Annotated in this window: 17 protein-coding genes and 1 pseudogene; 10 read left to right on the top strand and 8 right to left on the bottom strand. The window is 70.2% G+C overall.

Translation table 11 applies throughout. From position 1 onward, the window contains the following. Positions 1–15: 15 nt before the first annotated feature. A complete protein-coding gene (locus AB0I81_RS08400; RefSeq protein WP_360652122.1) occupies positions 16–582 on the bottom strand; it encodes an NAD(P)-binding domain-containing protein in 567 nt (188 codons plus the stop codon). 118 nt (positions 583–700) lie between these two features. Further along, on the bottom strand, positions 701–1297 hold the full coding sequence (locus AB0I81_RS08405) for a TetR family transcriptional regulator C-terminal domain-containing protein (protein ID WP_360652125.1): 597 nt from the start codon (positions 1295–1297) through the stop codon (positions 701–703). Positions 1298–1372: 75 nt separating this feature from the next. Between AB0I81_RS08405 and AB0I81_RS08410 the strand changes: the two genes are divergently transcribed. Then, complete coding sequence (locus AB0I81_RS08410; protein WP_360652128.1) at positions 1373–2656, top strand: cytochrome P450; 1284 nt, start codon at positions 1373–1375, stop codon at positions 2654–2656. Positions 2657–2687: 31 nt separating this feature from the next. Here AB0I81_RS08410 and AB0I81_RS08415 read toward each other — a convergent pair. Continuing rightward, positions 2688–2789, bottom strand: a pseudogene (locus AB0I81_RS08415) (DUF3073 domain-containing protein); the annotation flags it as partial. Positions 2790–2876: 87 nt separating this feature from the next. Between AB0I81_RS08415 and AB0I81_RS08420 the strand changes: the two are divergent. Together AB0I81_RS08420 and AB0I81_RS08425 are read left to right on the top strand one after the other, a co-directional pair. Continuing rightward, positions 2877–3209 (top strand): metalloregulator ArsR/SmtB family transcription factor, encoded by a 333-nt coding sequence (locus tag AB0I81_RS08420; RefSeq protein ID WP_360652131.1) that lies wholly within the window; start codon positions 2877–2879, stop codon positions 3207–3209. A gap of 61 nt (positions 3210–3270) precedes the next feature. Continuing rightward, a complete protein-coding gene (locus tag AB0I81_RS08425) occupies positions 3271–4149 on the top strand; it encodes a 1,4-dihydroxy-2-naphthoyl-CoA synthase (RefSeq protein ID WP_360652134.1) in 879 nt (292 codons plus the stop codon). Positions 4150–4254: 105 nt separating this feature from the next. On the opposite strand, the gene AB0I81_RS08430 is transcribed toward AB0I81_RS08425, so the two are convergent. After that, positions 4255–5097 carry a hypothetical protein gene (locus AB0I81_RS08430; protein WP_360652137.1) on the bottom strand — a complete coding sequence of 281 codons (843 nt, stop codon included), beginning with the start codon at positions 5095–5097 and terminating at the stop codon, positions 4255–4257. A 115-nt stretch (positions 5098–5212) separates the two neighbouring features. Here AB0I81_RS08430 and AB0I81_RS08435 point away from each other — a divergent pair, with 115 nt between their 5' ends. Continuing rightward, positions 5213–6127 carry an aminoglycoside phosphotransferase family protein gene (locus tag AB0I81_RS08435; protein WP_360652140.1) on the top strand — a complete coding sequence of 305 codons (915 nt, stop codon included), beginning with the start codon at positions 5213–5215 and terminating at the stop codon, positions 6125–6127. 57 nt (positions 6128–6184) lie between these two features. Here AB0I81_RS08435 and AB0I81_RS08440 read toward each other — a convergent pair whose 3' ends face one another. Next, positions 6185–7108 carry an NADP-dependent oxidoreductase gene (locus AB0I81_RS08440; protein WP_360652143.1) on the bottom strand — a complete coding sequence of 308 codons (924 nt, stop codon included), beginning with the start codon at positions 7106–7108 and terminating at the stop codon, positions 6185–6187. 197 nt (positions 7109–7305) lie between these two features. On the opposite strand from AB0I81_RS08440, the gene AB0I81_RS08445 reads away from it, so the two are divergent. The 3 genes from AB0I81_RS08445 to AB0I81_RS08455 are packed head-to-tail and all read left to right on the top strand — an operon-like array spanning position 7306 to position 14695. After that, on the top strand, positions 7306–7794 hold the full coding sequence (locus AB0I81_RS08445; protein ID WP_360652146.1) for a hypothetical protein: 489 nt from the start codon (positions 7306–7308) through the stop codon (positions 7792–7794). After that, on the top strand, positions 7794–9887 hold the full coding sequence (locus AB0I81_RS08450; protein WP_360652149.1) for a flotillin family protein: 2094 nt from the start codon (positions 7794–7796) through the stop codon (positions 9885–9887). The genes AB0I81_RS08445 and AB0I81_RS08450 overlap by 1 nt, the downstream gene beginning before the upstream one ends. Continuing rightward, complete coding sequence (locus tag AB0I81_RS08455; RefSeq protein WP_360652152.1) at positions 9884–14695, top strand: DNA repair ATPase; 4812 nt, start codon at positions 9884–9886, stop codon at positions 14693–14695. The genes AB0I81_RS08450 and AB0I81_RS08455 overlap by 4 nt, the downstream gene beginning before the upstream one ends. A 9-nt stretch (positions 14696–14704) precedes the next feature. Here the strand turns inward: AB0I81_RS08455 and AB0I81_RS08460 are convergent, their stop codons facing one another. After that, positions 14705–15175, bottom strand: a complete 471-nt coding sequence (locus AB0I81_RS08460) for a MarR family transcriptional regulator (protein ID WP_360652155.1) — start codon at positions 15173–15175, stop codon at positions 14705–14707. Positions 15176–15227: 52 nt separating this feature from the next. On the opposite strand from AB0I81_RS08460, the gene AB0I81_RS08465 reads away from it, so the two are divergent. Next, positions 15228–16373: an FAD-dependent monooxygenase gene (locus AB0I81_RS08465; protein ID WP_360652158.1), complete on the top strand. Its 1146-nt coding sequence runs from the start codon at positions 15228–15230 to the stop codon at positions 16371–16373. Here the strand turns inward: AB0I81_RS08465 and AB0I81_RS08470 are convergent. Continuing rightward, complete coding sequence (locus AB0I81_RS08470) at positions 16335–17243, bottom strand: 4-hydroxy-tetrahydrodipicolinate synthase (RefSeq protein ID WP_360652161.1); 909 nt, start codon at positions 17241–17243, stop codon at positions 16335–16337. The genes AB0I81_RS08465 and AB0I81_RS08470 overlap by 39 nt on opposite strands. Positions 17244–17314: 71 nt before the next feature. Between AB0I81_RS08470 and AB0I81_RS08475 the strand changes: the two genes are divergently transcribed. After that, positions 17315–18184, top strand: coding sequence for a LysR substrate-binding domain-containing protein (locus AB0I81_RS08475; RefSeq protein WP_360652164.1), 870 nt, complete (start codon positions 17315–17317; stop codon positions 18182–18184). Positions 18185–18248: 64 nt separating this feature from the next. Then, a complete protein-coding gene (locus AB0I81_RS08480) occupies positions 18249–19676 on the top strand; it encodes a DUF234 domain-containing protein (RefSeq protein ID WP_360652167.1) in 1428 nt (475 codons plus the stop codon). Here AB0I81_RS08480 and AB0I81_RS08485 read toward each other — a convergent pair. Beyond that, entirely contained in the window at positions 19666–20601 is a 936-nt protein-coding gene (locus tag AB0I81_RS08485; RefSeq protein ID WP_360653895.1) for a serine hydrolase, read from the bottom strand. The genes AB0I81_RS08480 and AB0I81_RS08485 overlap by 11 nt on opposite strands. Positions 20602–20610 lie beyond the last annotated feature (9 nt).

The following is a 20610-nucleotide window of genomic DNA, read 5'->3' on the forward strand; positions in this document are numbered from 1 at the left end:
CTCTGCGCAACGTGATCACAGGGCTTCCGACAGTCCGCCCCCGTCGATGGCGGTGAAGCCGGCGTCCTCGATGAGCGGCACCACGACCTTCTTGGCCTCGTCGTCGTCGCCCCAGTAGGGCATGTCGGCCCGGGTGCCGCCGCGCTGGCCCGCGATGCCCAGCTCCAGCAGCTCGTTGGGGTACTTGGTGTTGAACGTGCGCACCAGGCGTACCCCGTCGCCGAGCACGTGCTGCTGGTACTGGGGGCTGGTCAGCCCGCCGGGCACGGCCACCACCACGGCCGCGCCGTCGCGCTCGCCGATCGGGTTGCTCGGATCCACCACGATCTTGCCCGCCAGCATGCCACCCAGCTCGGCCACGACCGTGGGGAAGACCTCCCACCCGACCGCCAGGATGACGACCTCGCCGAATCTGATGGCCTCGATCGGCTCACCGCCCCTGGCCTGGCCGTCGGCGGCTTTCGCGGCGGCCGCCGCGCGGGCGGGGTCGGCGTCGCTGAAGAACACGTCGTGGCCCGCCGCCGCGAGCAGCCGGCCGAGCGGCGAGCCCAGCCTTCCGGAACCCACGATACCTACGCGCATATCCGGGGATTCTGCCCAGCGCCGCCGATGACATTCCCTTCCCGGGCAGATCCCCGCAGATTTCGACCGGACTCTTTGCCCGCGAATGGACCGGTTCGCCCGCGGATGGACCAGATCGTCAAACCAGAAAGGTGCCCAGGGTGGCGAGGGTGTCCACGACCTGGCGGGCGTCCGGGGTCGCGTCCGGGTCGAGCAGCCACTGCAACATCAGCCCGTCGGTGATCGCCACGAGCACCGACACCAGCACGGCGGGGTCCAGGGGCAGTTCGACCCCGAGCCCTTCCGCCGCCCGCCGCAACATGTCGGTCCCGGCCGTCCGCGCGCGGGCGTACTGCTCGGCCATCTTCTCGCGCAACACGGGCTCGCGCACCGCCGCGGGATAGCCCTCGATACAGAGCACGATCAGCGGCCGAAGCTCCTCGAACACGTCGATCAGCTCGGTCATCGCCCGTTCGAGCATCTGTCTCGGACTGCCCATCTCGGTGCCGAACAGCGACCGCTCCACCCGCTCGGTCCACTGCTCGAAGACGACCGCGATGGCCTCGTTGAGCAGCGCGTCCTTGCCACCGAAGTGATAGCCGATGGAGGCCAGGTTGGTGCCCGACGCGGCCACCAGGTCTCGCGCGGTCGTGTGGGCGTAGCCCTTCTCCTGCAGAAGGCTCACCGCCGCCGTCAGCAGCCGTTCGCGGTATCCGCCCACCTCTGTGCGTGTCACGGAATCTATGCTACAGATGTATACGGGCGTGTATGACAATGTTTATGACGTACGTACCTATAGAAAGGAGATCCGATGCTTCCTCCGGGGTCGAAACTTCCGCCGATCGTGCAGACAGCGTGGTTCATGGCGGACGCTCCGGGCGTGTTCGAGCGTTTCCACCGCGAATACGGCCCGATCTTCACCGTCCGCTACGCCGGCTTCCCGCCGGAGGTCTACGTGACCACCGCGGAACTGGCCGAGCAGGTGTACAGAACCGACCACAACGGCCACGGCCACGCCGGCGCGGCGCGGCGGGACTTCATGGAGCACCTCGTGGGCGCGCACTCCGTGCTCACGCTGGACGGCGAGCCGTGGGAGCGGCACCGCAAGAAGCTGAACCCGCCGCTGCGCGCCAAACAGGTCGCGGGCTACCGGGACGACATCGCCGCCATCGCGGCCGAGAAGATCGAGAGCTGGCCCCTGGACAGGCCGTTCGCGCTGCGTGACCGCATGCAGGAGATCACGCTGGAGATCATCATCCGGCTGATTTTCGGCATCGGGGACGCCGGGCGTGTCCGCCGGCTGCACGAGCTGCTGCCCGCGCTGATCGAGACCGGCGGGGCCATGCAGGTGGCGATGTTGCCCGAGCGGCTGCACGGGATCGCGGCGCGCGTGCCGTTCTCGCCTTACGGGCGCTTCCTGCGGCTGCGCGCCGAGGTGGACGCCATGTTGTTCGAGGAGATCCGCCGCCGCCGCGCCGCACCGGGCGGCACCGACGTGCTCGGCCGGCTCCTGGAGGCCGGGCTGGGCGACCAGGAGGTCCGCGACGAGCTGATCACCATGCTCATCGCCGGGCACGAGACGACCGCGACCGGCCTGGCCTGGGCGTTCGAGCGGCTGCTCCGCATGCCCGAGATCCTGCGCCGGCTGCCGGACGACGAGCCCTACCTGGACGCGGTGGTCAAGGAGGTGCTACGGGTACGGCCGGTCGTCTACGAGGCGCCGAGACTGCTCAGCGCCCCGCTGCGGCTGGGCGAGTACGAGATCCCGGCCGGATGGTACGCAGGACCGTACATCCCGCTGGTGCACCGTGATCCCGCCGCCTTCCCCACGCCCGGACAGTTCCGTCCTGAACGCTTCCTGGAAGGGCATCCGAGCAGGGGCTGGATGCCGTTCGGCGGCGGGCGGCGCTTCTGCGTAGGAGCGCAACTGGCGCTCCTGGAGATGCGCGTGATCCTTCGCGAGGTGCTGCACCGCCTGGAGCTCACGGCGCCCGATCAGGCACCGGAGGCCAGGCGGCTGAAGAACGTCACCCTGGCACCCGCGAAGCAGACCCGCGTCATTGCCCGCGCTCGGACTCCTGCTCGGGCGACGTAGGCGGGTACATCTCCTCGCGTCGCTCGTCTGCGCCCAACTCCTCGCGGAGCCGGTCGTAGTCGATGTTGTGATTGGTGTACTTCAGCTGGCGAGCGACCTTCGTCTGCTTCGCCTTGGCTCTTCCTCGGCCCATGGCTACTCCCTAGTCCCCGCTGTCATGCTATCCAACAACGTTACGACTTGAAGAATTATGCAACTGCGCTGGATTAGTCTGGGTCATATGCACGTGGAGGTCCACCAGGCCAAGGCCGACTTCTTCCGTACGCTCGGCCACCCCGCTCGCATCCGAGTGTTGGAGCTACTCCAGGAAGGGCCACTGCCCGTCAGGGAGCTTCTCGCCCAGATCGACATCGAGGCTTCCAGCCTCTCACAGCAGCTCGCCGTCCTGCGCAGGGCGGGGATCGTCAGCGCGATCCGCGAGGGCAGCACCGTGGTCTACACCCTGGCCACACCCGAACTGGCCGATCTGCTGGGCGCCGCCCGGCGCATTCTCAGCGACATGCTGGCCGACCAGGGCGAGCTGCTCGCCGAGCTGCGGGCAGAGGTGACATAAGTCTCCCGATCGGCACCACCTGACGGGCCGGGCGGCAGATGCGTTGGTTAGGCTCTCGGCCATGGTCTCCGAGCTGTTCGATCCCAAGGCGTGGCAGCAGGTGGAGGGATTCGACTTCACCGACATCACCTACCACCGTGCGGTGGACCAGGGCACCGTACGCGTGGCCTTCAACCGCCCCGAAGTCCGCAACGCCTTCCGTCCGCAGACGGTGGACGAGCTCTACCGCGCGCTCGACCACGCCCGTCAAACCACCGACGTCGGCTGCGTGCTGCTGACCGGCAACGGCCCCTCGCCGAAGGACGGCGGCTGGGCCTTCTGCTCCGGCGGAGACCAGCGCATCAGGGGCAAGGACGGCTACCAGTACGCCGACGGCACCCCCTCCACCGGCCGCCTGCACATCCTGGAGGTGCAGCGCCTGATCCGCTTCATGCCCAAGGTCGTGATCTGCGTGGTCCCCGGCTGGTCGGCGGGCGGCGGGCACAGCCTGCACGTGGTGGCCGATCTCACCCTGGCCAGTGCGGAGCACGCCCGCTTCAAGCAGACCGACGCCGACGTGGCCAGCTTCGACGGCGGGTTCGGCTCGGCGTACCTGGCCAAGCAGGTGGGGCAGAAGTTCGCCCGGGAGATCTTCTTCCTCGGCGAGACCTACAGCGCGGCCGACGCCCACCGCATGGGCATGGTCAACGCCGTGGTCCCGCACGAGGAGCTGGAGGCGACGGCGCTGGAGTGGGCGCGCAAGGTCAACGGCAAGTCGCCGACCGCGCAGCGGATGCTCAAGTTCGCCTTCAACGCCATCGACGACGGGCTGGTCGGGCAGCAGGTGTTCGCGGGTGAGGCGACGCGGCTGGCGTACATGACGGACGAGGCCGCCGAGGGGCGTGACTCCTTCCTGCAGAAGCGCGAGCCGGACTGGTCGCCCTTCCCCTGGCACTACTGACCTGAGAGCGAGCCCTCATCTGACCTGAGAGCGAGCCCTCAGCTGACGTGAGCAGGCCCCCATCTGACCTGAGAGCGGGCCCTCAGTCGACCTGAGGGCGGGCCCTCAGCGGCACGCCTGGCCGATCGGGCCAGCGACCGTGCGGTGGCGCAGGTAGCGGTCGATGTCGTGCGGCTCGTCGTGGTTCTCCACCTCGATCTGGCTCAGCGGGGTACCCCAGGCCCGGTCGAGTGGGTGGCCGAGCGCGACGATGTCGTTCACGTCGTACGTGGTCAGCCACCGCACGCCCGGATGCCGGGTGCCCCTGGCCAGCAGGTTGCGCTGGATCGTGGGCATGCCCAGCGGCGAGCCCGCCGTCACCCAGAGCGCCACCCGCCTGCGGATGGCCTCGTCCACGAGCAGGTCCCTGGCGACCACGGTGCCCAGGCTGTGCGAGACCACCACGAGGGCGCCGGTGGCGGGCACGAAGCGGCGGACCTCGTCCAGCACCGGCTGCCTGCCCCGGCTGAGGTACACGGCGACGTCCTGCAGGAAGATCTTGATGATCTCCTTGTCCACGCTGGTGTTCCTGGAGACCCACGTGAGCATGCGCCTGGCCAGCGTCCACGACAGCAGGTCCGACAGGCCCAGCATCTCCTGCGGCACGCCGGTGTTGGTGGCCATGTCCGCGAGCAGCCGGCGTTCGAGCTCCCCGACGTCTTCCGGCAGGAACGGGTGGAACGGCATCTCCTCCTCGCCGTCCACCGGCAGGCTCGCCAGGAGGTCGGCCTCCTTGGCGGCCTGGGCGGTGATCCTGGCCAGCACGTTGCCGTAGTAGGGCAGCACCGCCGGCATGGCCAGCGTCGCGGTGCCCAGCCCCGCCGCCAGCGCGACGCGCCAGCGTTCCAGCAGCACCTTGGGATCCTGGCCTTCCTGGCCCCGCCCGTGGATGAACACGATCGTCGTCATGGCCATCCCCTCCACTCCATCGGGGCTGTCAGCGTAGGCACGGCCTCTCCGCCGCCGCCCCAGGGTCCGTATAAGGGGAAGCCCTAGACCTGCGGCCCTTGGCAGACTGGGGGCCATGAGGATCAAGGTTCCCGAGGCTCTGGCCGCATCGCACCTGGAGTACGCCGACGACGCGGGGGCCGCCTGGACCGACGCGCTGCCCGCGCTGGCGGAGCGTTATCTCGACGAGTGGGATTTGCGCCCCGACGGCGAGCCGCGCCACGGGATCGTCGCCCTCGTGCTGCCCGTCGTGCGCGCCGACGGCACCAGGGCCGCGCTCAAGCTCCAGCCGGTGACAGAGGAGACCGCCGATGAGGCGCTCGGCCTGCGCACGTGGGCGGGCGACGGCTCGGTGCTGCTGCTCGAAGCCGACCCCGCGACCGGCACGATGTTGCTCGAACGACTCGACGGCGGCCGGTCGTTGTCCGCCGTGCCCGACGTCATCGAGGCCCTGGAGATCCTGACCGGCCTGCTGCGCCGCCTGACCGCGCACCCCGCGCCCGAGGGCATGCGCCACCTGGGCGACATCGCGCGGGGCATGCTGGACGGCGTGGACGCGGCCCTGGCGGGCCTGCCGCGCGAACGGGACCGCCACTGGCTGCGTCACTGCGCCTCGGCGGTCGCCGAACTGGCGGACGAGCCCGGTGACCGGCTGCTGCACTGGGACCTGCACTACGACAACGTGCTGGCCGCCGGCCGGGAGCCGTGGCTGGCCATCGACCCCAAGCCGCTGGCGGGCGACCCGGGGTTCGACCTGATGCCCGCGTTGTGGAACCGGTGGGAGGAGGCGGTCGCGACCGGCGACGTGCCGCGCGCGGTGCTGCTGCGCTTCGACTGCATGGTGGACGGCCTGGGCCTGGACCGGCGGCGGGCGGCCGGCTGGACGCTCGGCCGGGTGCTGCAGAACTTCCTGTGGGCGACGGAGGACGGCGAGGAGGAGCTGAGCGAGATCCTCCTCGCCATCGCCGAAGCCCTCCGGGCCCGCTGGTGACGCCCGCCGACCGTGCGGCGAACGCCGTCGCCCGCAGGCGAAGGCGTGTGGTTGTGGTCAGATGGTGAGGACGATCTTGCCCTGGCCGTGGCCGGTCTCCATCTCGCGGTGCGCGTCCGCGGCCTCCTCCAGCCGGTACGCCCTGCGCACCTTCCAGGCGAAGGCGCCCTCCGCGTACAGGTTGGCGTAACGCGCGAGCCGCTCCGCCGAGCGCTGCCCCTGGACCAGACGGACGCCGAGCTCTTCCGCCCTGTCGTGCTCGACCAGCGTGAAGATCCGCCCCCGGTCGCGTACCAGCTCGATCGCGACCTCCAGCGCGTGCCCGCCCGCCCCGTCCAGGGAGGCGTCGATCCCGTCAGGGGCCAGCGCGCGCACCCGGTCGGCCAGCCCTTCGCCGTACACGACCGGAATGGCCCCGAGGCCGCGCAGGTAGTCGTGGTTGGCCTCGCGGGCGGTGCCGATCACGGTGGCCCCGCGCCTCCTGGCGATCTGCACGGCCGCCGTGCCCGTCGAACCGGCCGCGCCGTGCACGAGCAGCGTCTCGCCCTCCTTCAACCCCATCCCGTCAATGGCCAGCTCGGACGTCTGCACGCCCGCGGTCAGCCCGCCGGCCACCTCCCACGGCACGCCCGCGGGCTTGACCGCCACGTTCCCGGCCGGCACCACGACGTACTCGGCGTAGGCGAACAGCGCCGTGAAGCCGAGCACCTCCGCCCCCAGGGCCACCCCGGTCACGCCCTCGCCCACCTGGTCCACCACGCCCGCGAACTCGTTGCCGGGGACGCGCGGGTAGCCCACGTCCTGGAAGTAGGCCGGCAACCACCCCGCCCGCACGGCCGTGTCGAAAGGCTGCACGCCGGCCGCCCGGACGCGTACCCGCACCTGGCCGGGGCCCGCCTGGGGCGCGCGCAGTTCCATCACTTTCAGCACTTCGGGGCCGCCGGGCTCGGCGAAGGCCGCCGCTCTCATCAGTTCGGTCATGGGACGAGCCTGCTCCCTCAACCACACTTGAGGTCAAGCACCAGACCGTTTCGGGAACTTTCTTCTTTACCTGTGCTTTATATGGATATAGTCCGGAAGGACATCACAGGGGGAACTGGTATCACCGAGGCGGGATGACTGCGTTCTTAGACGTTGCACTGAGCTTTCCGACGGTCATTTTCACTTTCCTGCTCGTGGTGGTGGTCGCCTATTGGCTGACCGTCATCACCGGGCTGTTCGAGCTGGAGGACGACGCCGCCTGGCTGGGTCTCGGGGGAGTCCCCGCCGGGGTCGCGCTGTCGCTGCTCATCGCACTGACCTGGCTGCTCTGCCTGATCGGCAGCGTGGTGGCGAGTGACGGCCCACTGATCGCCGTCCCCTTCGTCGCACTGGGTCTGGCCTGGGCGGTCACGCGCGCGCTGCTGAAGCCGCTGCGCAGGCTGTTCCCCCAAGGGGACACCCGCTCGCGCGGCGACTTCGTCAACCAGATGTGCGTGATCCGCACGGGCACGGCCACGCCCGACTTCGGTCAGGCCGAGGTCACCTCCGCCGACGGCTCGTCCGCGATCGTGCAGGTACGCACGACCGGCCAGGACCGCCTTGCCCGCGGCGACCGCGCCCTCATCTTCGACTACGACAAAGACGGCGAATTCTTCTGGGTCATGCCGTACGAAAGTGAGCTTTGATGGACGTCATTTCGACTGGATTCGTAGTATTCATCGCCGTCATCGTGGTCATCGTGATCGGCCTTCTCATCCTCGTCGGCCGCCTTTTCCGCAAGGTCGAACAGGGCAAGGCGCTCATCGTCTCGAAGGTCAACAAGGTCGATGTGACGTTCACCGGCGCCGTGGTCCTGCCCGTCGTCCACAAGGCCGAGATCATGGACATCTCGGTCAAGACCATCGAGATCGAGCGGACCGGCCGCGAGGGGCTGATCTGCCGGGACAACATCAGGGCCGACATCAAGATCACGTTCTTCGTCCGCGTGAACAAGACCGCCGAGGACGTCATCAAGGTCGCCCAGGCCATCGGCACCGCCCGCGCCAGCGACGAGATCACGTTGCAGGAGCTGTTCAACGCCAAGTTCTCCGAGGCGCTCAAGACGGCGGGCAAGCACCTGGACTTCGTCGACCTCTACACCAAGCGGGACGAGTTCCGCGACGAGATCGTCCGGATCATCGGCACCGACCTCAACGGCTACAGCCTTGAGGACGCCGCCATCGATTACCTGGAGCAGACCTCGCTGGTCCAGCTGGACAAGAGCAACATCCTCGACGCGCAGGGCATCCGCAAGATCACCGAGCTGACGGCCCTGGAGCACGTGCGGACGAACGAGTTCCGGCGCAACGAGGAGAAGGAGATCACCCGCCAGAACGTGGACGCCCGCGAGGCCATACTCGAACTGGAGCGCCGTCAGGCCGACGCCGAGCTCAAGCAGCGCCGCGAGATCGAGACCGTCAAGGCCCGCGAGGAGGCGGAGATCGCCCGCGTGCAGGCCGAGGAGCGGCTGCGCGCCCATGCCGCGAACCTCAAGGCCGACGAGCAACTCGGCGTGCAGAACGAGAACCGGGCCCGCGAGATCGCCGTCGCCGAGAAGAACCGCGAGCGCGTGATCGCCATCGAGAGCGAGCGCATCGAGAAGGACCGCATGCTGGAGGTCATCTCCCGCGAACGGGAGACCGAGCTGTCGCGCATCGCCAAGGACAAGGAGGTCGAGACCGAGAAGCGGTCGATCGCCGAGGTCATCCGCGAGCGCATCGCGGTCGACAAGACCGTGGCCGAGCAGGAGGAGTCCATCAAGCGGCTGCGCGTGGTCGAGGAGGCCGAGCGCACCCGCCAGCAGGTGATCATCGCCGCCGAGGCCGAGGCCCAGGAGAACCTGGTCAAGGACATCAAGGCCGCCGAGGCCGCGGAGGCCGCCTCCAAGTTCAGGGCCCGCGAGGAGCTCGTGCTGGCCGAGGCCAAGCAGCAGGCCGCCGAACTGGAGGCCAGGGCCAAGATCCGGCTGGCCGAGGGCGTGCAGGCCGAGTCCGCCGCGAGCGGGCTGGCGCAGGTGCAGGTCAAGGAGCGCGACGCAGAGGCCATCGAGAAGGTGGGCCGCGCCGAGGCGCTGGTGCTGAAGGACAAGCTGGCCGCCGAGGCCGACGGCGCCAGGGCCATGGCGCTGGTCGAGGGCGACCGGCTCAAGGCCAAGGCCGAGGGCGAGCAGGCCATGGCGCTTGCCGCGGCCGCCGCGGTGGGCGAGAAGCTCAAGGCCGAGGCCGAGGGTCTGACGGAGAAGGCGGCCGCGATGGCGGCGCTGGACGAGGCCAGCAGGGCGCACGAGGAGTACCGCCTGCGACTGGAGGCCGACAAGGAGATCAGGCTCAAGCACATCGACGTCACCAGGCACGTGGCCGAGTCGCAGGCGAGCGTGCTGGCCGCCGGCCTGGCCAAGGCCAACATCGACATCGTCGGCGGCGACACGATGTTCTTCGACAAGGTGGTCGGCTCGATCACCGCGGGCAAGGCGGTGGACGGCTTCGTGGGGCACTCGGAGATCGCCGGGGCGATCGTGTCGCCGTACGTCAACGGTGAGGCCAGCCTGGCGGCCGACCTGGCGAACGTGGTCGGCGGCGTCAGCACCGAGGACCTCAAGAACGTGACCGTGGCCGCCCTGCTCATGCGGCTCATCCAGGACGGCGGCCCGCAGTCGTCGGCGCTCGGCGAACTGCTGGACACGGCCCGCCGGCTCGGCGTGGCCGACTCCCCGGTGGCGGCGCTGGCCGGGGCCAAGTGACCGCGGTCGAAACCGGGCTGGAGGCGGGGACCTACGAGGTTCTCAGGAACCGCCTCCAGGCCCAGTCCAAGGCGCTCGCGGCGGCGGCCGAGTCGCTCAACGGCGAGCGGCTGAAGGTCTTCGGCGGGGCGGAGTTGCGCCTGCTGGGCACCGAGCGGATCCGTACCGAGAACAACTGCGTGCCCAGGGACATCGTCTCCCTGGGTGACGTGATGCTCTTCGGCTACAACGTCTTCATCGGGCTCAAGCCGGAGACGACGGTCGCGGACGTGTTCGCGGTGCACCGCTTCTCCAGGGACGGCGACGCCTTCAGGTTCGACGCCGACCGGCTGGCGGCGCTGGACGACCCGGCGTTCGGCAAGGACTTCGCCGAGTTGTACCGCTACTACAAGGAGACGAGTCTCCACCAGTTGCGGCGGGTCGAAGGCAAGCTGCTGGCCGTCTTCCGTACGGGTCCGGCGGACACGCGGGTGCTGCGCTGGACGGTGAGCAACGGCGGAGTCCCGAAATATGTGGACAACAGGGGGGAGCGGGACCACACGTTCCCCCCGTCCCACGACTTCGAGTGGACGCCCACCACCCGCGACGACCACGTGCTCGGCCGCCATCCACACATCTCCATCGGCGGCGAGGTGTTCGTCGAGACCGTCGGCGGCGACCTGACCATCAAGGTCGAGGACAACACCGAGAGCGGGGCCGGCATCTACGCCGAGCCCGTCGAGCAGCCGCTGCAGAGCCTGGCCGACGCCGACGTCGAGTACGCGCGGGTGGGGCCGCTCATCCTGATGCGGATCAGGCCGTACAAGGAGACGGACTGGCGGCACCTGGTGTTCAACACGCGCACCAAGGCCGTCGTGCGGCTCGACGGGATCGGGCAGGCGTGCCAGCGCCTGCCCGAGGACCAGGGGCTCATCTTCCCGGGCGGCTACTACCTGGCCACCGGGGTCAGCAAGACGTTCGACACGGACGTGACGGACCTGGAGTTCGAGCGCATGGTCCGCTCGCCCAACGGTGAGGACGTGTTGTACGTCTTCCATGCCAGGGGCGACGGGCGCTCGCTGCTGCTGCCGTACAACGTGATCAGGAAGGAGGTGGCCAACCCCATCGTCTGTCACGGGTACTCGTTGTTCGACGACGGCACGATGGTGGTCTTCCGCGCCACCTCCGAGGAGCCGACGCGGGTGCATCCGATGCAGGTGTGGCAGACGCCGTACGTGTCGGACACCTACGCCGCCGCCCAGCCCGCCGGCACGGGACCGCTGGAGCGCATCGGCAACGCCGAACTCGTCCGCGGCATCTCCGACGCCCTGTCCGTCGCGCGCATGGTCGAGGAGATGGCGCCGTCGGCCGGCACCTTCGAGGGCCTGATCGCCGCCTGCACGCGCACGTTCGACTCCTACCACTGGCTCGGCGAGCACGGCCTGCGCGGGCCGCTGGCCGACGTGCGCGCCACCGCCGAGCAGGTGCTCGACGAGTACGAGAACGTCGAGCAGCTCACCCGGCAGGCGTCACAGACGCTCGCCACGGCCACCGAGGAGACCACCGAGCTCCTGCGCCGCTCCGGGGCCGAGGACCCGGCCACCGCGGACGCCTGGGTCACCCTGCTGGCCACGCTGCGCCGCGCCCAGGGCCACCTGGTGACGCTGCGCGAGGTCCGCCACATCGACCTGGCCGCCCTGGACGCGCTGTCGGAGTCCGTGCTCGAAGAGCTGGGCTCGGCCGGCCGGCGGGCGGTCACCTTCCTGTCCGGCCAGGACGCCTTCACCGCCTACCACGCCGCCGTCGAGGCGCTGGCCGCCGACGCCGCCGCCATCGGCACGGTGGCCGAGGCCGCGCCCGTCGCCGACCGGCTGGCGGAGCAGGCCGAGGGCCTGGAGGTGGTCACGGAGGTCGTCGGGTCGCTGGACATCGGCGACGCGACCGTGCGCACCTCGATCCTGGGCCGCATCGCCGAGGTGCTCGGCGGCGTGAACCGGGCCAGGGCGCTGCTGGACGGGCGCAGGCGCGAACTGCTCGGCACCGAGGGCCGGGCCGCGTTCGCCGCCGAGTTCGCCCTGCTCGGACAGGCCGTCACGGGCGCGCTGGCGATGGCCGACAACCCCGCCAAGTGCGACGAGCAACTCGGGCGGCTGATGCTCCAGGTCGAGAACCTGGAGTCGCGCTTCGGCGAGTCCGAGGACTTCGCCGCGCAACTCTCGGCCAAGCGGGACGAGGTCTACGAGGCGTTCTCGGCCCGTAAGCAGACCCAGCTCGACGACCTGGCCCGGCGCGCCGACCGCGTCTTCGCCTCGGCGGAGCGCATCCTGGGCAGCATCACCAGGCGGCTGGCCGCGCTGCCGTCGCTGGATGAGGTCAACACCTACTTCGCCACCGACCCGATGGTGGCCAAGGTGCGCTCGGCGGCCGGGGAGCTGCGGGGGCTCGGGGACGCCGTACGGGCCGAGGAGCTGGACGGGCGGATCAAGGCGGCCCAGCAGGAGGCCGGCCGGGCGCTGCGGGACCGCCTGGACCTGTTCTCCGACGGGGGCGAGACCCTACGCCTGGGCAGCCACCGCTTCGCCGTCAACACCCAGCCGATCGACCTGACGCTGGTGCCGCACGACGGGGCCATGAACTTCGCGATCACCGGCACCGACTACCGCTCGCCCGTCCCCGACTCCTTCGCCGACACCCGGCCCTTCTGGGACCAGGTGCTGGTGTCGGAGTCCGCGCAGGTCTACCGGGCCGAGTACCTGGCCGCCTCGCTCCTGGACTCGGCCACGCCCGGGGCTCCGCTCGCCGACCTGGTACGGCAGGCCGCCGAATCCCGCTACGACGAGGGCTACGAGCGCGGCGTGCACGACCACGACGCCACCACCATCCTGGACACGCTGCTGCGGCTGCGCGAAGGCGCGGGGCTGCTGCGCTATCCGGCCGAGGTACGGGCCGCCGCGCAGCTCTTCTGGACGTTCGGGACCGACGAGGTTTCACGTAAAACATTCGCCACCCGGGCCGTGTCGCTGGTGCGCGCCAGGACCGTCTTCGGCGCGGGACCCGCGCTGGGGGCGCTGGCCGCCGAGCTGGAAGCCCTGATCACCAGGTTCTCGGCCGAGCTGGGCATGGGCGTCCCCGTCGCCGGTCTCGCGGGTGAATACCTGGTCGAGGAGCTGGGCACCACGCCCACCGGTTTCGTCACCGGCAAGGCCGCCCGCGAAGTCCTCGACGGTTTCCGGCACGCCCTGGGCCCGGCCAAGACCCGCGAGTTCGAGGAAGACCTCAAGGCGCTCCCGCTCGCCGAACGGCTCCAGCTCGCCCACGCCTGGCTGAGCGCCTACCACCAGGGCACCGAGGTGGCCGAGTCCATCGCCGTACAGCTCTGCGACCTGCCCAGGCACGACTCCGGCGCCGCCACCGTGGAGACCGTGGACGGCCTGCTCGGCGCCCATCCGCGGATCAAGGACCGCAAGCTGGAGCTGCGCCTGGAGGAGGTACTGACCAGGACCCGCCGCTTCGCCCGGGAGCAGGTCCCCGCCTACCGCGGCTACCAGCGCCGCAGGAGCGAACTGGTCGAGGCCGAGCGCCGCCGCCTGCGCCTGGAGGAGTACAAGCCCAAGGTCATGAGCGCCTTCGTACGCAACCGCCTGCTGGATGAGGTGTACCTGCCGCTGATCGGCGACAACCTGGCCAAGCAGCTCGGCGCGGCGGGCGCGGGCAAACGCACCGACCAGATGGGCCTGCTGCTGCTCATCTCGCCGCCCGGCTACGGCAAGACCACCCTGATGGAGTACGTGGCCAGCCGCCTCGGCCTGGTCTTCGTCAAGGTCAACGGCCCCGCCCTGGGCCACGGGGTCACCTCGCTGGACCCGGCGGACGCGCCCGACGCGACGGCCAGGCAGGAGGTGGAGAAGATCTCGTTCGCGCTGGAGACGGGCAACAACACCCTGCTCTACCTGGACGACATCCAGCACACCTCGCCGGAGCTGCTGCAGAAGTTCATCTCGTTGTGCGACGCCCAGCGCCGCATCGAGGGCGTCTGGAACGGGCGCACCAGGACCTACGACCTGCGCGGCAAGCGGTTCGCGGTGTGCATGGCGGGCAACCCGTACACCGAGTCGGGCAAACGTTTCCGCATCCCCGACATGCTGGCCAACCGGGCCGACGTGTGGAACCTCGGTGATGTGTTGTCGGGCAGGGAGGAGTTGTTCGCGCTGAGCTACATCGACAACGCGCTGACCTCCAACCCGGTGCTCGCGCCGCTGTCCGGGCGGGACCGGTCGGACGTGGAGCTGCTCATCCGGCTGGCCAGGGGCGACACGACGGTTCGGCCGGACCAGCTCAGGCATCCCTACACCAAGCCGGAGCTGGATCCGATCCTCAGCGTGCTGGCCAAGCTGGTCCGCGTGCAGGAGGTGGTGCTGGCCAACAACCGGGCCTACATCGCCTCGGCCGGGCAGTCGGAGGCGGCGCGTACCGAGCCTCCGTACCGGCTGCAGGGCTCCTACCGCAACATGAACAAGCTGGCCGAGCGCATCGTGCCCGCCATGAACGACGCCGAGTTGGAGGCGGTGATCGACGACCACTACCTGGGCGAGGCGCAGACCCTGACCTCCGACGCCGAGGCCAACCTGCTCAAGCTGGCCGAGTTGCGCGGCCGGCTGACCCCTGTCCAGGCGCAGCGCTGGGCGGAGGTGAAAGCCGCCTACCTCAAGGCCAAGGCCCTGGGCGGGGCGGAGGACGACCCGGTGGTGCGCACGGTCGGCGCGATCGGCCTGCTCGCCGACCGGGTGGGCGAGGTCGGCACCGCGATCAGGGAATCCGGCCGTCCATAGACCTCATTACTACCCGGCCAGCGCCGTGGTGGCCTCTCGTTGCAGGGCCGCGGAGCGGTTGAGCCAGTCGAGTATCAGCTCCAGCTCGTCGTCGGTGTAGCGCTCGTACAGTTGCGCCAGCGCCGCCACGAACGGCTCGAACAGCTCCGCGAACCCGGCCAGCTGCTCGTAGTTGATCTCGACGATGACCCGCCGCCGGTCCTTGGTGTCGCGTACGCGCCGTACGAGCCGCTTGGCCTCCAGCCGGTCGATCAGGCCGCTGACCGTGGCGGGCGCCAGGCCGGCGTGCTGGCCGAGCTCCCCCGCCGTCAGCGGCCCGTGCCGTTGCAGCAGGTCGAGCGTCTTCTCCTCGGTCATGCCCAGGCCCAGCCGCTCGCCCATCGCGCTGTGGTACATCACGGCGGCGTTGCTGTGCGCCCGTCCCGCGACTGTGAGGTCCTCCAGCAATTTCTTTCGCTTTTCCGAAATATCTCTGGACATCGTCACCCGCCTCTGCCTAATATTTCGTTCGACCGAACGAAAGGTTATCACCATGAAGGCTCTGATCATAGGTTGCGGCATCGGCGGCCCCGCCACCGCGATGGCACTGCGTGAAGTCGGCATCGAAGCGGAGATCTTCGAGGCGTACGGGCAGGGCGCGGAGGACGTGGGCTCGTTCCTCAACGTGGCCTCCAACGGCCTGTCCGCCCTGGGCGTGCTCGGCGCGCACCGCCAGGTTCTGGCCGCGGGCATCCCGACGCCGCGCATGGTCATGTGGAGCGGCTCGGGCAAGCGGCTCGGCGAGGTGGCCAACGGCCTGCGGCTCGACGACGGCACCGTGAGCCACACCATCCTGCGCTCCGACCTCTACAGGATCGTGCGCGACGAGGCCGAGCAGCACGGCATCAGCGTCTCCTTCGGCAAGCGCATGGTCTCCTACGAGGACGACGGCACGCAGGTCACGGCCACGTTCGAGGACGGCACGACGGCCGTCGGCGACCTGCTCATCGCCTGCGACGGCGTGCACTCGCGCACCCGCTCGCTGCTCGACGCGCAGGCTCCGAAGCCTCGCTACAGCGGTCTGTACAGCTTCGGCGGCATCGTCAAGGACGCCGGGGTCCCGGGCGAGCCCGGCGTGTACAACATGGTCTTCGGCAAGCGCGCGTTCTTCGGCTACACGGTGACCGAGTCGGGCGACACCTGGTGGTTCGCGAACCTGCCCAGGGAGCTCGGGGACGTGCCGGAGGACTGGAAGCCCGTGCTGGTGCGGGCGTTCGAGAACGACGCGAACTTCTCCGCCGACCTGATCCGGCGCAGCTCCGTCGATCTGGCCCTGCCGATCCACGACCTGCCCCCGGTGCCCGTGTGGCACCGCGGCCGGGTGCTGCTGACCGGCGACGCCGCGCACGCCACCTCACCCAGCTCCGGCCAGGGCGCCTCGCTGGCCATCGAGGACGCGGTCGTGCTGGCCAGGTGCCTGCGCGACAGCGACGGGCACGAGGAGGCGTTCCGGAAGTTCGAGGCCGAGCGGCGGCCCAGGGCGGAGCGGGTCGTGGCCTACTCCAGGACCATCAGCAACAGCAAGGCCGCGGGCCCGGTCGCCCGGGTGTTCCGCGACCTGATGATGCCGATCTTCCTGAAGAAGAGCGCGAGCCAGGAGTCACTCGCCTGGATGTACCGCTACCAGGCCGGCCTGTGACACGGCTTCGGTCACCTGGACGGCTCGTGTCACCGTCTCCGCGCCGGCGGGCAGCAGCGGAAGGCGCACGTCCGGAGTCGGGATGAGGCCCCGGGCGTGCAGCACCCCCTTGGTCACCGTCGGGTTGGGCTCGGCGAACAACGCCGCAGACAGCCGGGCCAACCGGCTCCCCAACCCTCTCGCCCGCTCGACGTCCCCCGCGTGCCAAGCCGCCACCAGGTCGGCGAAGCTCCTGGTCGCCAGGTGCGCGGAGGCGAGGATGCCGCCGGCGGCCCCCAGCGCGAGCAGCGGGGAGATGACGACATCGTCCCCGCCCAGCACCTCGAACCCCTCGGGCAGATCCCCGAGCAGGTCCACCGCGTCCTGGTCGATCCCGCCGGCGGAGTACTTGACCCCGGCGATCATGGGATGGGCGCCGAGCCTGCGCAACGTGGCGGCGCCGACGGCCTGCCCGGTCCGATAGGGAATGTGGTAGATGACCAGCGGCACCGGCGTCTGCTCCGCCAGCGCCTCGAAGTGCGCGACGACCCCGCGCTCACCCGGCCGCAGGAAGTACGGGACCGTCACCAGCGCCGCCCCGACGCCGGACGGCAGGTCCCGCAGCGCCTGGGCCGTGGACCGGGTGTCGTTGCCCGTCAGCCCCACCGTCAGCAGCGCCTGCCGCTCGGCGCAGACCCGCGCGCACACCTCGATCACCCGCGCCCGCTCGGCGGGATCGAGCGCGGCCACCTCACCGGTGGTGCCCAGCGCCACCAGCCCGGCGGCGCCCTCGTCGAGCGCCCGGCGCCCGAGCTTCTCAAGCGCGTCCTCGTCCACTCTGCCCGCGGTGTCGAACGGCGTGATCAGCGGTACGTGAAGTCCTCTCAACATGCTTTGAGCGTGACCTGTCGCCATACGTAAGGTCCAGCGACGATTCCTACGCCCGACATTAAGCTGACCTTATGCTCGACCCACGCAAGCTCCACCTCCTGCGCGAACTCGCCAGACGCGGCACCATCGCCGCCGTCGCGCAGGCGGTGACGTTCACCCCGTCGGCCGTCTCCCAGCAACTCAGCGCGCTGGAACGGGAGGCGGGCGTGCAACTGCTGAAGCGCACGGGCCGCACGGTGACGCTGACACCCGCCGGGCAACTCCTGGTCGAGCACGCGCAGGCCGTACTGGAGCAACTCGAACGCGCCTCCGCGGCCCTCGCCGCGACGCGGGGCGGCCCCTCGGGACCGCTGCGGATCGGCGCGTTCCCCACCGCCGCCCGCGTGCTCCTCCCACCCGCCCTCGCCGACCTGACCGGCGCCCACCCCGGCCTTGAGCCCATGATCTCCGAGATCGACCCGGCGGACGTCTCGGCCGCGCTGCGGGCGGGTGAACTCGACGTGGCGCTCGTCCACGAGTACGACTTCGTCCCACCCGTCACCGACGCCTCCATCGAGACCGAGCCCCTGTTCACCGAGCCGATGTACCTGACCGGCCGCCCCTCGGTCGAAGCCGCCCGCGCCGACGCCTGGATCACCAACAAACCGGGCACTCTCTGCCACGCCATGGCGATCAGAGCCTGCCAAGCGGCCGGCTTCGAGCCGTTGGTACGCCACCACATCGACGACTTCGACACCGTCCTGGCCTTCGCCGCCGCCGGCCTGGGCGTCGCCCTCGTACCCCGCCTCGCGGTGGCCGCCCCACCCCCCGGCGTCCGCCTCACCCGCCTCCCCCTGAGCCGCCGCACCCTGGCCGCCTTCAGAAAGGGCAACGGCGAACACCCCGCGATCGAAGCAGCCGTAACAGCCTTCCGCACCGCCGTCCCCCACCTGCCGCTCTAAAGTAAGATCGGATCTAAGTAAGATACAGTCTTACTTAGATTCAGCCTTACTTGGAGGCCGTCCCATGGTGCTGGAGTTCTCCGGTCGGGCACCCGATCTTCGGCTCCTCGACGAGCAACTCGCCCTGGTCCAGCAGCAGAAGCTGACGACCAGAGGCCGAGCGCTGATCATGACCGGCCGGCGGCGAGTCGGGAAGTCCCGCCTGGTGCAGGAGTTCTGTGACCGCTCAGGGCTGCCGTACGTCATCTTCCAGGCGTCCCGCGGCCGTGCTCCCGCCGCGGAGCGCCACGATCTCATCCGGGCCGCCGCCTGCGCCGCTCTTCCCCATGCCGAACTGGTCCGGGGCGCCCATCCGCAGGACTGGAACGAGACCCTGAGGGCGCTGGCCACGGCGGTCGGTGACAGCCCGTGCATCGTGGTGCTCGACGAGGTGCCCTGGCTGGTGGAGCAGGACCAGGAGTTCGAAGGCGCTCTTCAGACGGTCTGGGACAGGTTCCTGTCGGCCAGGCCGGTCCTGCTCATCCTGGTCGGCAGCGACCTCACGATGATGGAGGCGCTCCAGGAGTACGGCAGGCCGTTCTTCGGACGGGCGGCGCGCATGACCATCAGGCCGCTGCACCTGGCCGACGTGGCCGGGATGGCCCGGCTCCCGGCCGCGGAGGCGATCGACGCGCTGCTCATCACCGGCGGCTTTCCCGAGATCGTCCGCTCCTGGGAGCCGGGCATGTCACGCGGTGACTTCCTCGGCCGGAGCCTCGACTCCCCGCTGTCGCCCCTCCTCGCCGCCGGTGAGCTCACGCTGCTCGGCGAGTTCCCCGCCGGAGGCCACGCCAGAAGAGCGCTGGAGGCCATCGGCACGGGCGAGCGCACCTTCGCCAACATCGCCGCCAGGACCGGAGGCGACGCACCGCTGCCGTCAGGAACCCTCGCCCCCGTCCTATCCGCCCTGACCACGAAGCAGGTCATCACCGCCGACCTCCCGCTGTCCACGAAACCGGACACCAAGAACAAGCGCTACCGCGTCGCCGACCACTACCTGCGTTTCTGGCTGGCGTTCCTGCAGCGTGCGATCGCCGACAGCGAGCGGGGCCGCCCCGACCTCGCCCTGCAGCGCATCGAGAAGTCCTGGACGACCTGGCGCGGGCGCGCGGTCGAGCCCGTCATCCGCCAGGCCCTGGCCAGAGCGCTGCCGGACGAGAACTGGCCCGACACCGAGGAGATCGGCGGCTGGTGGAACCGCCAGAACAATCCGGAGATCGATCTGATCGGCGCGGACAGAGGGCCGGTGGCCGGGCAGATCCAGTTCGTGGGGTCGATCAAGTGGCTGGATAACCGGCCGTTCGATCGTCATGACTACGACGAACTCGTCCGCGGCTCCGCCTTCGTTCCCGGGGCCGGCACCGGCACGCCCAGGATCGCCGTGTCGAGAGCGGGCGCGGAGCCCGGCCTGCCGCTGGACGGGCTATGGGGCCCGGAGGATCTCATCGGTTGAACACGGCGTCCAGTACGGCCTGGGAGCTGGCCAGGGAGACGTCGTACTCGCCGGCCGTCACCACCACGACCAGTTCCTCCTCCGGCACCACGACCAGCCGCTGCCCGCCGTTGCCGACGCCCTCGTACGTCCCCGGGTTCAGGTACCACTGGTAGCCGTACCCGGACCCGCTCCCGGTCACGGCCCTGTGCCGCAACATCTCCGTGAGCCACGGACCGGGCACCACGTCCCGGCCGCCGTCCAGCACGGTCTGGCCGAGCAGGGCCAGGTCGATCGGGCGCAGGCGCAGGCCGGAGGCGGCTCTGGTCGCGCCGTCGTCGCCCCTGGACCAGGCGTGGGCGGAGATGCCGAGCGGCTCGAAGAGCCTGGCGGCGGCGTACTCGTCCAGCGGCCGGCCGGCGCCCCGGGTGATGATCTCTCCGATCAGCGCGGTGGCGCCGCCGCAGTACTGCCAGCGCAGGCCCGCCTCCTCCACGATGGGCCGCTCCAGGACGTAGCGGTGCCGGTCGGGCGCCAGTTCCATGGCGATCTCGCCGTTGGCCGGATCGGTGTAGGGAAGGTCTTCCTTCCACTCGATCCCGAGCGTCATGGTCAGGGCGTGCTCAATGGTCAGGCTCGCCCGGCGCGGATCGGCGGCCAGGTCCTCGTGCTCGGGGAACTGGCGCAGCAGCGGCTCGCCCGGCTCCGGCACCAGACCTTCGCGCAGCGCGATGCCGTACACGAGCCCGACCACGCTCTTGGACACGGACCTGAGGTCGTGCAGCGTGTCCCGGTCGAACTCCACGTGCCCCAGAGGCTCGTTCAGCGCGTAGTCGTGGCCGGCGGCGTAGCGCTCGATCTCGACCTGCCCGCCGCGCAGCACCACCAGCCCGTGCGCGTAGGGCGCCTTGCCCGAGGCGAGCACCTCGTCGACCCGCTGCGCCATTCCCACGAT

The organism is Nonomuraea sp. NPDC050404 (genome assembly GCF_040655495.1).
Lineage (GTDB): Bacteria > Actinomycetota > Actinomycetes > Streptosporangiales > Streptosporangiaceae > Nonomuraea.